General features: G+C 40.8%; 14 protein-coding genes and 2 pseudogenes. 14 read left to right on the top strand and 2 right to left on the bottom strand.

From position 1 onward, the window contains the following. The 8 genes from V757_RS28670 to V757_RS25150 all read left to right on the top strand — a co-directional run. Positions 1 to 1198: amidoligase family protein (locus V757_RS28670; RefSeq protein WP_162146585.1), on the top strand; the 1198-nt coding region annotated here is incomplete at its 5' end. Between the two features lie 147 nt (positions 1199 to 1345). Further along, positions 1346 to 2263 (top strand): class II glutamine amidotransferase domain-containing protein, encoded by a 918-nt coding sequence (locus V757_RS25180; RefSeq protein ID WP_147628876.1) that lies wholly within the window; start codon positions 1346 to 1348, stop codon positions 2261 to 2263. 151 nt (positions 2264 to 2414) lie between these two features. Next, complete coding sequence (locus V757_RS25175; protein WP_023952506.1) at positions 2415 to 2753, top strand: hypothetical protein; 339 nt, start codon at positions 2415 to 2417, stop codon at positions 2751 to 2753. A gap of 386 nt (positions 2754 to 3139) precedes the next feature. Continuing rightward, on the top strand, positions 3140 to 3694 hold the full coding sequence (locus V757_RS25170) for a hypothetical protein (protein WP_023952504.1): 555 nt from the start codon (positions 3140 to 3142) through the stop codon (positions 3692 to 3694). Between the two features lie 453 nt (positions 3695 to 4147). Then, complete coding sequence (locus V757_RS25165; RefSeq protein ID WP_023952502.1) at positions 4148 to 5002, top strand: M23 family metallopeptidase; 855 nt, start codon at positions 4148 to 4150, stop codon at positions 5000 to 5002. 49 nt (positions 5003 to 5051) lie between these two features. Further along, positions 5052 to 5492 carry a GNAT family N-acetyltransferase gene (locus tag V757_RS25160; protein WP_023952500.1) on the top strand — a complete coding sequence of 147 codons (441 nt, stop codon included), beginning with the start codon at positions 5052 to 5054 and terminating at the stop codon, positions 5490 to 5492. A 5-nt stretch (positions 5493 to 5497) separates the two neighbouring features. Next, positions 5498 to 6268, top strand: a complete 771-nt coding sequence (locus tag V757_RS25155) for a YggS family pyridoxal phosphate-dependent enzyme (RefSeq protein WP_023952498.1) — start codon at positions 5498 to 5500, stop codon at positions 6266 to 6268. A 10-nt stretch (positions 6269 to 6278) separates the two neighbouring features. Beyond that, on the top strand, positions 6279 to 6980 hold the full coding sequence (locus tag V757_RS25150; protein ID WP_023952496.1) for a glutamine amidotransferase: 702 nt from the start codon (positions 6279 to 6281) through the stop codon (positions 6978 to 6980). A 160-nt stretch (positions 6981 to 7140) separates the two neighbouring features. Here V757_RS25150 and V757_RS25145 read toward each other — a convergent pair whose 3' ends face one another. Continuing rightward, positions 7141 to 8304 (bottom strand): NAD(P)H-dependent flavin oxidoreductase, encoded by a 1164-nt coding sequence (locus V757_RS25145; RefSeq protein WP_023952494.1) that lies wholly within the window; start codon positions 8302 to 8304, stop codon positions 7141 to 7143. Positions 8305 to 8711: 407 nt separating this feature from the next. Between V757_RS25145 and rpmI the strand changes: the two genes are divergently transcribed. The 6 genes and pseudogenes from rpmI to V757_RS25115 all read left to right on the top strand — a co-directional run bounded on the left by rpmI (position 8712) and on the right by V757_RS25115 (position 13623). Beyond that, a complete protein-coding gene (rpmI, locus tag V757_RS25140) occupies positions 8712 to 8909 on the top strand; it encodes a 50S ribosomal protein L35 (RefSeq protein ID WP_023952492.1) in 198 nt (65 codons plus the stop codon). Between the two features lie 12 nt (positions 8910 to 8921). Further along, positions 8922 to 9281 carry a 50S ribosomal protein L20 gene (rplT, locus tag V757_RS25135; protein ID WP_023952490.1) on the top strand — a complete coding sequence of 120 codons (360 nt, stop codon included), beginning with the start codon at positions 8922 to 8924 and terminating at the stop codon, positions 9279 to 9281. A gap of 95 nt (positions 9282 to 9376) precedes the next feature. After that, positions 9377 to 10402: pseudogene (gene pheS / locus V757_RS25130) on the top strand (phenylalanine--tRNA ligase subunit alpha). A 30-nt stretch (positions 10403 to 10432) separates the two neighbouring features. Beyond that, positions 10433 to 12841: a phenylalanine--tRNA ligase subunit beta gene (gene pheT, locus V757_RS25125; RefSeq protein WP_023952488.1), complete on the top strand. Its 2409-nt coding sequence runs from the start codon at positions 10433 to 10435 to the stop codon at positions 12839 to 12841. Positions 12842 to 12860: 19 nt separating this feature from the next. Next, complete coding sequence (locus V757_RS25120) at positions 12861 to 13172, top strand: integration host factor subunit alpha (protein ID WP_023952486.1); 312 nt, start codon at positions 12861 to 12863, stop codon at positions 13170 to 13172. 58 nt (positions 13173 to 13230) lie between these two features. Continuing rightward, complete coding sequence (locus V757_RS25115) at positions 13231 to 13623, top strand: MerR family transcriptional regulator (RefSeq protein ID WP_023952483.1); 393 nt, start codon at positions 13231 to 13233, stop codon at positions 13621 to 13623. A 155-nt stretch (positions 13624 to 13778) separates the two neighbouring features. Here the strand turns inward: V757_RS25115 and V757_RS25110 are convergent. After that, positions 13779 to 14897 (bottom strand): annotated as a pseudogene (locus tag V757_RS25110) (TGS domain-containing protein); the annotation flags it as partial.

The raw sequence follows: 14897 nt of genomic DNA, 5'->3' as shown, positions 1-14897 counted from the left end.
GGTGGATGAACAACCTGAAGAGGATGAGTATGAGTACGACGATGACGATGACGATGACGATGACGATGACGATGACGATGACGATGAATCATCAGATGGTAGACTTATTTTAGATTACCATGACTCACGGGGGGTGATAGAGTTCATCCCTTCCAAGACCCTAGATGAGGAGAACCCAGTGGCATTAGGGTTGGAGCTAGAGTTTGAGGTAAATGGCGGATATAACCGATACGATAAAGCCAGTGATATCTTAGAAGCGGGAGAGTACTATTACGATAGCCAAGAGGATACGTCTTACTACTACCTTAGCCTAGAGAGCGATGGATCACTTAATCGTGGCTTTGAGATGGTCACCTCATGGACAGGGTTAGACGTCCATGAAGCGATGTTAAATGCCATCCTTGACCCAGAGGTAACTAAAGGATTACGTAGTCATGACACTAGCACATGTGGGCTACACGTACATATCTCAAAGTCTGGGATGAGTATTATTCATCAGCTAAAACTGGCCATATTTATCCATGCCCCTGAAAACCAAGACTTTTTGGATGCTATCGCTCGTCGCGCAGCTAATAGCTACAGTCTACGCTCTGAACACTCTAAAGAAATGTACGAGACGCACTATAAGGCGATGATGTCAGGTGACTATTACAACGACTCTTTATTAGCGACACATCCCTATTATTACCTCAAACACAAATGGCATGAAGCGACTAAACATATCCATGAAGATGGGTCAGTAACGCACAATATGACCTTTACGCAGTACATCAAACAAAAAGCGGTTATAGGTACGTTTCTTTATGCTGGGGACCGTTACAAAGCGTTGAACTTTGAGAACGCTGATACTATTGAGTTCCGACTCTTCAGGGGAACAACCAAATTCAGCACGGTGATGGCAACGTTAGAGTTCGTAAACGCCCTATATTTCTACGCCAAGCAATCAAGTTGGCAACAGCTAACGGTTGAGGACTTTTTGGCATGGGTTAATGATGTCAAACAAGAGAAGTTCACACGTTACCTACGCCCTTACATCGTAGAGCGTGATGCAGGCGACGCTACCACTACCGCACACAAACCAACCAAAGTGAGCAGTGCAAACACCGCTAGTGATGAGACACCTAAGAAGAAAGAGAAACGAGCGAAAGCTCCTCGAGTAATCTACGGACGCTTTGCCCCTGACCGTGTAGCTGCGTAAGGCAGTATCACACTATAAATAGACCATTTAACAAATGAAAGGATTAAAATTATGTGTTTATTAATTACACAATTAGCCACTGCCCCATCCATACCAGACCATTGGCTGGAGGATTTTTATTCATACAACCCAGACGGCGCTGGGGTCATGTACGTCGAGGACGGACGCTTACAAGTCCATAAAGTCGTGCCTACATGTGCCGAAGATTTTATTAAACTCTTTAGAGACCATGCCGATGGGCGCGAGTGTGCCATCCATTTGCGTTGGCGCACACATGGCGATATCAATAATGAGAACACCCATCCGTATGAGGTGTTCGGAGAGGACCACAAAGACGGTGCGCTGTGGATGATGCACAACGGCGTGCTAGCAACTGGCAATGCGATGGACACCACCAAATCAGACACGTGGCACTTTATCCGTGACTACTTACGACCGATGCTGGAACACGACCGACGCATCCTCTTCACCTACCAATTCCAAGAGATGCTGGGCAAGTTCATTGGCAACAATCGGTTTACCTTTTTGGACGCCTCAGGTCAGATGGTAACTATTAACGAGGAGCAAGGCGTACGATGGGGTGGACGCTGGATGAGTAACACGTACGCATGGAGTGCCCCATTGCACCTTGAGACCAAGGGAGCCTTAAAGATTACGACTACGCCACTTATAGAGACTATCGCAGAGATAGACCTAGCTGAAATACCAGAGCGTCCTACGTATGGTGTCACAGGTGACCCAACACAATCATGGCGATGGAGCGACACCGTAGGGGCAAACACCTACGGCTATGAGGATGAGTATGGAGATTATGTATATGCCCAAGCCGAAGCCTTACATGAGGAGATTGGAGAGCTAGGGTTAAGCGTGGCATTTAAGCAGCTTGATGAGAACGTTATATTGGATGCCATTACCTACTACGGCGAGGATGTGTTATGGGAGCTTGTCTACCAAGCACATGATGGGTATATCACTGAGCAAGAATTAGTCAACACTATACGGGCGGCAGCAACTGAGGGCACTGCCCAACCAACACAACCAACACATGAACAACTAGGAGCATAACGATGGAAGAATTATTTGGATTAAAAAGACTCTTGATATCGATCACTAACGACAAACAGATTGTAATTGCCTTAGGCGAGCGCAACATGGACGACTTACGATACTATATACACTTTTTAGATACCCATTTACTACACAAGGAGGGCACAGTATGAGCTATGAGGAACAACGAGACGTTCCCGAACTGCCTGAAGTTATTTACCCTTGCTCTACACAAAGCCCCTACCTAGGGGCACTTGGGCAAGCGATGTACAATATATTCTTTTCGATGGCAGGTATCCCTGACAGTTCCATAGGGGTATCGGGAATGTTTTATGAGAAAGATAACGAGTGTTGGATGTATTTCCATGCAGGGGAAGATAACAAGCTTTATCTTGACTTTTATGATGGTGTAGTGAGTGAGGAAACGTTTATCAATACGCAGATAGTTGACTTCAATATCGTTGAGGATGGCAAGTATGGCAGTTTGCTACTTGATGCGAGTTGCTAGGTATCGTCTGATACGATAACTGTAATACAGAGAGGCTGGTAATACCAGCCTTTATTTTTTACTTATTTATATTTACACCTATACATGTTTATTACCTATACACATGTTGTATGTTTCCTATTATGTAGGAAAGATTTCCATCTCTATCTCATGCATTAACACCAAATAAAACCCATATAAATTATTCAATGATTAGTGAATTTTACTGATGTGTATTTTTATTAATAGAAATACGCTCAGTACGATTGTCTGTGTCAAAAAACTCAATGCAGCGATGTGCTGCCTGCCTCTATGAGTTCTGGGTATACAGATAATCATGCAGCTCCCCGAATACGAATAGTAGGGGATATTAGAAAGATATTAATGACAAATTAAAAGGACTTGTCATGCTTATTGATATAACAGATGCAACGCCAGAAAAGTTAAGAGCCACCATTACCCAGTTGTTGGCACACACGAATGACCTTGAGGAATCGATGAGGAAACTAGTAGCTGAACGTAATACGCTAGCCGAAATAGTGAATAGGCTAATGGGTGGTGCGTTTATGGCGGACTATAAACTGCGACGTAAATGGATGCTGACACCAGCAGGCATCGTTGACGAAGGGCAGTTCTTGCCTGAGATTGATGACTCAATCACCATTCATAAAATCAAAGGACACCCAACAGCAAGAGCCTTGCGTATGGCTAATGTTATGTTACCTAAGATTGTAACGCATGTTACACCAACCTACTATCCTGTATATTATGGATGGGAAAAGTACTTAACATTTAAAGATGTTCCTGAAGGCGCTGAGGTAACTATGACTGAAGTCAAGAAGCACTTACCAACGCAAGCAGCTGTGTTAAATGACTTATTGGCAACACTCAAACCTGTGCGTGATAAACAAAAAGCTATTATGAAACGAAGAGAGGGAGGGATGTTTTCTATCGTGGATTAGTGGATTATTATCACTCATGTAAGCTATACATCAGCTATTAAATCACTCAATAATGTAGCCTAAGATTTAAGAGTTAATATTTTTTCATTGGCTTGTTAGACTTAATTCATTGATGTAAGGCCTGCACCGTGAGGATGGGGCATTCAATCGTTAGCCCTCCTTGATTGGAGGGCTAATTGTTTTTGGAAGCCTATACTGGATCTGCATTTATTCGATAAAATTTTTCTGGTTATGCTCAATACGTGCCTTGTGTTGATCGTGGTATTTTAGTGAACAATGGAAGTAGTGGGGTAATAATAGATCTTAGTGAATAGAATAAATTTACCACCTCCATTTCTACGCTACAATAAGCTTCTATCTATTCGAGTTGTCCATCTTTTGATGGCAGTAGTGAGCATATACCAGTTTTACTTTAGGTATTATTCATTTTATACAAAGGTTTATTGTCGTTATATGAAATTCTCTCGTTTTCTTTTTTCTACATTGAGTGGCTTAGTTATTAGTCAATTGGCATGGGCAAATACTTATATTGAAAATCGACTCAATAAGCCTGTGCCGGGTGGGGTAGCGGTAGTTAATCTTGATGCATATAGTCAAGGTGGGGTATTACCTACAGTTCGTTATCAAGGTAATCGTGTTTTAGTGGTTAAATCGGATCAAAATATCTTGGCAATTGTTGGTATTCCGTTAAAAACCTCTGCTGGAGCTCAAACACTGGTAGTAAGTAGTCAGGGTAAAGAGTCGCAAGTGAGTTTTAATGTTGGAAGTAAGAAATACAAAGAACAACATATTAAGCTTTCAAGTAATAAGCATGTTAATCCTTCTGCTGAAGATGAAGCGCGTTTTAAGCGTGAACTCAATGAGCAATTAGCCGCTTATAAGAATTTTCGTGAAGTAAAACCAAGTAATATTGTACTAGATAGACCTGTTGATGGTGGACATTATTCTAGTCCATTTGGCTTGCGTCGTTTTTTTAATGGACAGGAGCGTAATCCTCATTCCGGCTTGGATATTGCTGTTCCTCAAGGTACACCGGTTAAGGCTGCTGCGGATGGGATAGTAACGATTGTGGCAGATTATTTCTTTAATGGAAAAACGGTTTTTGTCGATCATGGACAGGGTATGGTAACCATGTATTGTCATTTATCCGCCATTGATGTGAAAAAAGGGCAAGCCGTAAAAAGAGGTGAGTTATTAGGTAAGGTTGGCTCTACAGGACGTTCTACTGGCCCACATCTTCATTGGAATGTTAGTTTAAATAATGTACGAGTGGATCCCGCTATTTTTGTAGGTGCGTTTCAGCCTTAATGAAGAAAATCTTATGTCTATTAGATAGTTGTAGGGAAGTGGTAGGAGCATGATGATTCGTCTACTCTGTGAAGAGGATTATCCTCAGTGGTTGTCCTTATGGCAGGATTATTTGACATTTAATCATCAAACATTAGCTCTATCTATTACACAACATACTTGGAAAAATTTAACGCAAAGTGAGGCATTAAAGGCGTGGGGTGCGTTTAGTAATACAGGTGAGTTACTTGCGTTTATTCATATTGTGAAGCATCCACATACGTGGAGTGATAGGCATTGTATCTATATTGAGGATTTATTTGTGGTAGCTTCTGCTCGCCGGCAAGGTATTGCACGTCAACTCATTGAAACTGTCTATGCATACGCTAAAGAACATCAATGCCACCGAGTGTATTGGGTGACAGGGGCGAATAACATCCAAGCACAAGGGTTATATTCGACATTAGCGACTAAGATGGATATGATTCAGTATAGAAAAGTCGTAGAGTAAACAACATGTTAAATAAACCACCATACCGTAAAGCCAATACGATAGAAGAATTAGCAGAAAACTTAGCGACTATTCAAGCACGAATAGCGCTTGCTTGTGAGCGTGTGGGGCGAGATAAGCAATCTGTACGTTTATTGCCAGTGACTAAGACGGTGGATGAAGAACGCTTGCGTATGGCGTATCAACTTGGTTGTACGACAATGGGAGAAAATAAGGTTCAAGAGGCATTAGCCAAATATGAAGCGATGCAGGATCTAGCCATTAAATGGTCAATCATTGGTCATTTGCAGACGAATAAAATTAAATATGTAGCACGTTTTGCAGATGAGTTCCAAGCATTGGATAGTTTGAAAGTGGCTGAGCAATTAAATGAACGATTACGACAGCACAATCGTACACTTGATGTATTGATTCAAGTCAATACGTCAGGGGAAGAGAGCAAGTATGGGCTAGTACCTCAGGAAGTCGCTACGTTTATAGAAAAGTTGGCACCCTTTAAACAGTTAAACGTCAAAGGGTTAATGACACTGGCATTATTTTCAGCGGACCAACAAAAGGTACGCGATTGCTTTATTCTTTTACGTCAATTAAGAGATTCTCTACGAGATAATTTACCAGAGGGGATGTCACTGGAAGAACTTTCAATGGGTATGTCAGGTGATTTTGAAATAGCTATTGAAGAGGGAGCCACCATTGTACGGATTGGTCAAGCTATTTTTGGCGCAAGAAATATTCCTGACTGGCATTATTGGCCAGAAAATAACACGCATTTGTAGGTAGAAAGTAATGAATAAAACCGTTTTAGTATTACGTCATTTACAGTTTGAAAATTTAGGTATTTTAGAACAAGAGTTGATACATCAAGGCTATACGATTGAGTATGTCGAAGCTCCTCTGGCTAATTTTTCACAATTGGATGCTATTAAGCCAGATTTATTGATTGTCTTAGGTGGACCGATTGGAGTATATGAAGAGGCTATCTATCCTTTTTTACAGTCAGAATTACAGTTTATCCAAACAAGATTAGCGAGTAAAAAACCTATTTTAGGTATTTGTTTGGGGGCTCAATTAATGGCAAGGGTCTTGGGTGCTAAGGTCTATGCGACAGGCAAAAAAGAAATTGGTTATGCACCGCTGATTTTGACGGAGCAAGGACAAAAAAGTGTGCTTGCGTTATTGAATGAAACGCCTGTATTGCATTGGCATGGCGATCAATTTGAAATCCCTGCTGGGGCACAGCATTTGGCAAAAACGACAGTGTGTGATTATCAAGCATTTCAATACCAACAATTTGCATTAGGGTTGCAATTTCATTTAGAGGCTGATGCTGAAGCAATTGAATTGTGGCTGGTTGGACATGCATGTGAGTTAGCACAGGCAAAAATCAATATTGCTGAAATCAGGGAGCAAGCGAAAACATATGGTGAAGCGTTGAAAAAAGCTGGAATTGCTGTATTTAGAGCATGGCAACAAGAAGTAGGGCTCTAAAAAAAATAAAAAGCCAAATAGTCGTGTTGTTGCTATTTGGCTAATGGTTTAGTTGGCTAGAAATTAGATATTTATAAGCCTTAATAATGCATTACTTAATGATGCGTTATAAAGCACCTAGGTAGTGCTCTTCATAATACGCATCATCTTACTTCAACACTTATGCAACGCTTGCTTCTTTGCCTGTAAGCAAATAGTACATTGTTTCATAAACAGAGCGAATTTGATCACCAAATGGGAGAGGGTCTTTACCGCGGAAGAATAGACCTTTTCTCACATCGCCATTTAAAGCATCGGTTAGGCGCTGGTCAATGCAAAATTGTCCAATTTTACTAATCCCATCCCGAAGTCCACATGTTTGTAAGCAATTTAATGCTTGTACGCAACGACGTGGGTCAGCTTTGGCATTGGCTTGTAGCTTTGCTTCTGTTTGTAAGTATTTTTTTAGGAAAGGTGTTAACACGCCTCGTGCAGGTAAACCAGCAACAGACATAAATTCAACAATATCTTCAGGCTTGGCTTCTGACAGTGTTTTCTTAAAATTAATATGTGCATCCCCTTCTTTAGTTACAGCAAAGGCGGTGCCGATTTGAACAGCATTTGCTCCCCATTCTTGGATAGCTGTACGGATTTTTTTAACATGAGCCATACCACCAGCCAGAATAAGAGGAATTTTTTCGCTTTCTAGTCCTAATTGTTTAAAGACTTCTTGCGTTTCTTCAATCACTCGACGGAAGCTAAAACGTTCATTATTTAAATCTGAAATTTGTTGAGCACCGAGATGACCGCCAGCATGATTAGGGTGTTCAATCACGATTGCATCAGGTAAGCGATTTTTTTTCATCCACCGTTTTAAGACAACTTGAATTCCTCGTGACTCAGACAAAATAGGTAATAGTGCAACATCGGGGTGGTCGGCAGTCAAATCAGGTAATTCAAGAGGTAAACCTGCGCCCATCACAATAGCTTGAGCACCTGATTCGCAGGCTTGTTTTACTAAATTAGGATAGTCAGTCACCGCTTTCATGACATTGACTGCGATAATGCCCTTACCATCAGCTTGAGCGAGGGCTTTTTTAATTTCACGGTCTAAGGCAATATGGTTGAGTCTATCGTAATTTTCTTGGGTGGGGTTGGCTTTGGATTCAGCCAGTAAATCAGGATGTAAATGACGTAAATCAATACTGGCAATAGTTCCTACACCATTTTCTCTGGCGACAGCACTAGCAAGCTGGCTAGCAGAAATACCTACACCCATACCGCCTTGGACGATAGGAAGTAGTGATTTGGAACGAATAACAAGAGGATTGTAAATAGTGTGCATAATGCTTCCACCCAGAAAATAAACATGACTATTTTACCTTAATTTCAAACATCGTATGAAATACCACAGTAAAAAACAAGGTCTATAGAGTTTGTTAATCCTTAGTGCAAAATAAGATGATTTTTGCTATTGAATTGAGATAGGGTTTTGCCATTAAGGGGATATGATTTTATTAGTAAGCATATTACTTAGAGGCTGATGGCACGATATTATTACAACAGTTAAAATATTGATTTTGTTATGTTTATAGACAAAATTTGAAATAACTGTTAATATTATCAGCTTGTTCCAATCTTAGGCTTTTTAAAGTTCGAACGAATTTGGGGCAAGCGATTAACTTGGGTCTTACAAGAGTTAGTGTTTTTGATTAACCACCTAAAGTTAACATTTTAAGAGTACTATTTATTATGCCTAAAATGAAAACCAAGAAAAGTGCTGCTAAGCGCTTTCAGGTACGCGGTAGCGGTTCAATTAAGCGTGGTCAAGCGTTCAAACGCCACATTCTAACTAAGAAAACCACAAAAAATAAACGTCAATTACGCGGTTCAGCTGCAGTTCACGAGTCTAACGTGGCTTCAGTTCGCGCGATGATGCCTTTTGCTTAATAGGAGAATACTATGCCTCGCGTAAAACGCGGTGTAACCGCACGTGCTCGTCACAAAAAAGTTATTAATGCTGCTAAAGGTTATCGTGGTCGTCGCGGTAACGTGTTCCGTGTTGCTAAGCAAGCGGTAATGCGTGCCGGTCAGTATGCTTACCGTGACCGTCGCAACAAAAAACGCACTTTCCGTGCTTTATGGATTACTCGTATCAATGCTGCTGTTCGTGATCAAGGTTTAACTTACAGTGCATTTATCGCTGGCTTGAAAAAAGCAGCTATTGAGTTAGACCGCAAAGTATTAGCTGATATGGCTGTTAATGACAAAGCAGGTTTTGCTGCTATTGTTAAACAAGCTAAATCGGCCCTAGGTGCTTAATCAGTGTTTTAATTTATTAAAAAATTGATTGTAAAACCCTTGCAGGCGGGGCTCAAATTTGGGCTCCGTTTGTTTTTTTAATGTATGGTAATGTCATGTCACAGACTCTCGATGATTTAATTCAACAAGCAAAACACAGTTTTGAAAATGCACCTGATGCTGCTTCTTTGGAAAATGAAAAAGCCAAGTTTCTAGGTAAAAGTGGTAGTATCACGGCGTTAATGAAAGGTTTAGCCCAATTATCACCAGAAGAAAAACGTGAAGAAGGTGCACGTATTAATCAGGCTAAGCAGGCTATTGAACAGTTGCTAAAAGATCGTCGCGAAGCGTTTGCGCAAGCGGAATTAAATGCTCGTCTAGCCGCAGAAACGATTGATGTGACTCTACAAGGTAGAGGAATTGACATGGGTGGTATTCACCCAGTGATTCAAACATGGCAACGTTAATTTGAACAAATCTTTAAATCAATTGGTTTTGCTGTGGCAGATGGTCCAGAGATTGAGGATGATTGGACAAATTTTACCGCCCTCAATAATCCAGAAAACCATCCTGCACGTTCCATGCAAGATACATTTTATGTGGATATGAAAGATGCAAAAGGCTTGCCTTTATTGCTTCGTACCCACACAAGTCCGATGCAGGTGCGCTATGCACGTATGCACAAACCACCTATTAAGGTCATCGCACCCGGTCGCACGTATCGTGTAGACTCTGATGCTACTCACTCACCGATGTTCCATCAAGTTGAAGGGTTATGGATTGATGAAAACATTTCCTTTGCAGACTTAAAAGGTGTTTATACGAATTTCTTACGCGCATTTTTTGAAACAGATGATTTATGCGTGCGTTTCCGTCCATCATTCTTCCCCTTTACAGAGCCATCAGCCGAAATTGATATGATGTTTACGTCAGGTCCCAATAAAGGTCGCTGGTTAGAGATTTCTGGCTCTGGTCAAGTGCATCCTGTGGTTATTCGCCATTATGGATTAGATCCCGAAAAATATGTAGGCTTTGCGTTTGGTTCGGGTATTGAGCGTTTGACAATGTTACGTTATGGCATTAATGATTTACGCCAGTTTTACGAAGGTGATTTGCGTTTTTTAAAGCAATTCAATGTTTAACCGTGTAACTTCTTATTTGGATAATTAATCATGTTAGTTTTAGAGTCTTGGTTACGTGAAGTTGCTAACCCAAATTTAAACACAGAAGAATTAACTCATCGCCTAACAATGGCTGGGCTTGAGGTAGAGGGAGTTGAGCCTATTGCTCCTCCTTTTAGTGGTGTTGTTGTCGCTGAAATCAAAGAGGTCGCACAGCATCCAAATGCGGATAAATTACGTATTTGTCAGGTTGATGCAGGTACTGGTGAGCTTTTACAAATTGTATGTGGTGCACCGAATGCCGCCAAAGGTATCAAAGTTCCTTTAGCAACGATTGGTGCGGTATTACCAGGAAATTTTAAGATTTCCAAAGGCAAACTAAGAGGTGAAGAATCTTTTGGTATGCTTTGCTCAGCCAAAGAATTAGGTATTTCAGAAGAAAGCTCAGGTCTATTAGTGTTAGATGAAACATTAGCTGTAGGACAAAATATTCGTGATGCCTTAAAACTTGATGACAATGTTATTGAAATCAAATTAACGCCTAACCGTGCAGACTGTTTATCTATTTATGGTGTTGCTCGTGAAGTAGCTGCATTAACTGATGCACCATTAAAAGCATTTGATTTTACACCTGTCCCTGTGACAATTCAGGATACGCTAAAAGTTAATGTACAAGCGACTGATTTATGTGGTCGTTTTGCTGGTCGTGTGATTCGTGGGGTGAATGCTAAGGCAGCCACACCTGATTGGATGAAAGCACGTTTGGAAGCGGCAGGACAGCGTTCAGTTTCTATTCTAGTTGATATCTCTAACTATGTAATGCTTGAGTTAGGTCGTCCTACACATATGTTCGACTTGGATAAAATTAATGGTGATATTAGTGTTCGTTGGGCAAAAGAGGGCGAAAGTCTGGAGTTACTCAATGGTCAAACAGTGGAATTAGATGCTGAAGTAGGTGTTATTGTTGCAGGCAATACGATCGAAAGTCTTGCTGGTATTATGGGGGGGGAGGCAACTGCTGTTTCAGATGAGACAAAAAATGTCTATCTAGAAGGTGCTTTCTGGTATCCTGATGCTATTGCTGGTCGTGCTCGTCGCTTTAAATTCTCATCTGAGGCAAGCCATCGTTTTGAACGAGGTGTAGATTTTCATCATGTCACAGAGCATATGGAATACATCACTCGCTTAGTACTTGAGCTATGTGGTGGTCAAGCTGGTCCTATTGATGACCAAATTTTAAATTTGCCTGAGCGTAAACCCGTACAATTACGTTTAGCACGTTGCCAAAAAATTCTAGGTATTGCTGTTAGCAAAGAGCAGGTCGCTAGTATTTTTACTCAATTAGGTTTGGTATTTACAGAAGCAAATGATGTATTTACGGTAACGCCTCCGTCATACCGTTTCGATATTGAAATCGAAGAGGACTTGATTGAAGAGGTGGCGCGTATCTATGGCTTTGACAATATTCCTGATGTAGCACCAATTGTTCCGGCAATCATGCTACCAACGGATGAAACTGTACGTAGTGAACATACTATGCGCCAAGTGATGGCTGCTCAGGGTTATCAAGAAGTGGTGAATTTCAGTTTTGTGGAGCGAGCTTGGGAAGAGGACTTTATGGGGAATAAAGATCCTATTGCCTTACTAAATCCAATTGCTAGCCAATTAGCTGTGATGCGTTCAGGTTTGACGGCAGGGTTAATTGCGAATATTGTTTACAATGCTAAACGCAAACAAAACAGAGTGAAAGTATTCGAGTTGGGACGTGTATTTAGTCGTAATGCTTCAGTACATGACGGTGATTTGACCGTGGCTAATGTTGATCAACCCTTACACCTTGCCGGTGCTTCTTGGGGATTGGCATATCCCGAACAATGGGGACTGGCTGCTCGTCAGGTCGATTTCTTCGATGTCAAAAAAGATGTTGAAAACCTTTATGGTCGTGCAGCTGCACAATTAACATTTGTGCCTTTAACTAATCACCCTGCGTTGCACCCAGGGCGTAGTGCAGAGATTGTGTTAGAGGGTAATGTAGTTGGTTTTGTGGGTGAGCTTCATCCTGTATGGGTACAAAAATATGAGCTTAATCATGCGCCAGTTGTGTTTGAGGTGACAGTTTCATCGTTAAAAGCACAAGCATTGCATCAGCCAAAAGAACTATCAAAACAACCAATCGTGATTCGTGACTTAGCTGTATGGGCGCCAAATACGCTCGCAGTACAGTCTTTGATTGATAGTATTCAGCAAGCAAGTCGTAAAGTACCTGAGCTCTCAATTATTCAAGATATTAATTTATTTGATATTTGGAAAGATGCTAAAAGTGAGGTTGCTGAGCGTAGTCTAGCATTCCGCTTTACCTTACAAGATCCTGCTGTTACTTTGGAAGATGCACGTGTAGAGCAATGTATGGCAAAGGTTTTGGCTATTTGGATAGAACAATTTGGTGTTCGTCAACGTTAATAAAAAAGGAAGTTAAACAATGCAAGCTGACAATAAAACACTAACTAAAGCTGATTTAGCTGAAATGCTGTTTGATTTTGTAGGGTTAAATAAACGTGAGGCAAAGGATATTGTGGATACGTTTTTTGATCAAATTAAAGAGTCTTTGGCTCAGGGTGATTCAGTTAAACTGTCTGGGTTTGGTAACTTTCAGGTGCGTGATAAACCTGCTCGACCAGGTCGCAATCCCAAGACAGGAGAAGTGATTCCTATCGAAGCTCGTCGTGTGGTGACATTTCATGCCAGTCAGAAACTAAAAGCGATTATTGAAGACCCTAATACTGTACTTTAAAATATTGGTTTAAAATCGTGTAAAATAAGGAAACTTCGAACCGTATTAGAAAAGAATTATGACAATACAGACAGAATTGATATCTACAGAAAGTTTGCCACCGATTCCGGCAAAGCGTTATTTCACAATTGGTGAAGTATCAGAACTTTGTAATGTAAAACCTCATGTTTTACGTTATTGGGAACAGGAGTTTACACAGCTAAGCCCTGTTAAACGTCGTGGCAATCGTCGATACTATCAACATCATGAAGTGTTATTAATTCGTAAGATTCGTGAGTTACTTTATGATCAAGGTTTCACTATTAGTGGTGCACGTAATCGCCTTGGAGAAGTGAGAGATATGGCAGGAACGGATAGTGCGGTACGACTAAGTGCTAAAGAAATTCAGCAGTTGCGTGGCGATTTGACACAAATTCTTGAAGACTTAGATAGTGCATTATCGTTTCGTTAATTATTAAGTCCTGATATAGCTATATCATCTTAAAAACTAGCCTATAAGAGAGTGTTAGTTAAAAAAGCTCATCAAATACTGATGAGCTTTTTTCTTGGTACGGCTAAATCGCCAGGCTTTTGGAAAGTATCAGGATGTACAAATTATGTAAATGATTAGAAGCCTTTTGTACGTACAATATTACGCACTTGAGATACTTGACGTATTGAGCGAATGATTTGCGCTAAATGCTTACGATTTTCTGCTTGTAAAGTGATATTTAATGTGGCGATTTTAGACGCTTCATCACTCATGCTAAGGTAGACAATATTTGAATCCGCTGCAGCAATTTGAGCAGCAATTTTACCTAGAACACCTTTTTCATTATCAAAGGTAATTGTTAGTCGAGTAGTGAGTAATTTACTTGGTTCATCATCCCAACCAACGGAAACCCAACGTTCTGGTTCTTTTTTGCGTTGATTAAGTGCAACAGGGCAGTCATCTGTATGAACGACAAGTCCATAGCCAGGGCGTACAACAGCGATTAGACTATCGCCAGGTAGAGGAGAGCAACATCGAGAAAGGGTTACAGATTGTCCCTCGTTACCTTGGATAAGGATTTGAGTTGAGTGAGCAGCATTTAATTCATCTAGGTCAGTTGCACTCGTAGCAATCATTGGAGAATCAATAACAAAGCGTCTAGCCACTACAGACGCTAAGCGACGACCCAAGCCAATATCAGTGAGAATGTCATCAATACTAGAAGCACCAGATTCTTTAGCCAGTTTTGCCCATAGAGGATCATCTCTAGATGGCATAGTGATATTCAAATCTTTAAGCGCTTGAATTAAGAGTTTTTCACCAAAAAGAATGGATTCTTGTAAATTAACTGTTTTGAGATAATGACGAATCTCAGAACGAGCCTTGCCTGTACGAGCATAATTGAGCCATTGTAGGTTAGGTGTGGCTGAGTCTGAGGTGATAATTTCGACCGTATCTCCACTCACTAAGGTAGTTTTGAGTGGTGCCGCTTGACCATTAATAATAGCGGATACGGCATGTGTACCAATTTTGGTATGAATTGAGTAAGCAAAATCAATTGGTGTAGCTCCACGTGGTAGAGAAATAATTTTTCCTCTTGGTGTAAGCACATAAACAGAGTCAGGGAATAAATCCACTTTGACGTTATCTAGGAACTCTGAGGAGTCACCTGTTTGACTTTGGATATCCAATAATGATTGCAACCAACGATGAGTTTGCTTTTGCAAAAGTCACTCAAGGTCATATCATCGCTC

Source organism: Pelistega indica, assembly GCF_000506865.1.
Lineage (GTDB): Bacteria > Pseudomonadota > Gammaproteobacteria > Burkholderiales > Burkholderiaceae_B > Taylorella > Taylorella indica.
The sequence above is the reverse complement of the archived record's forward strand: the minus strand, read 5'-3'. Positions and strand labels throughout refer to the sequence as shown.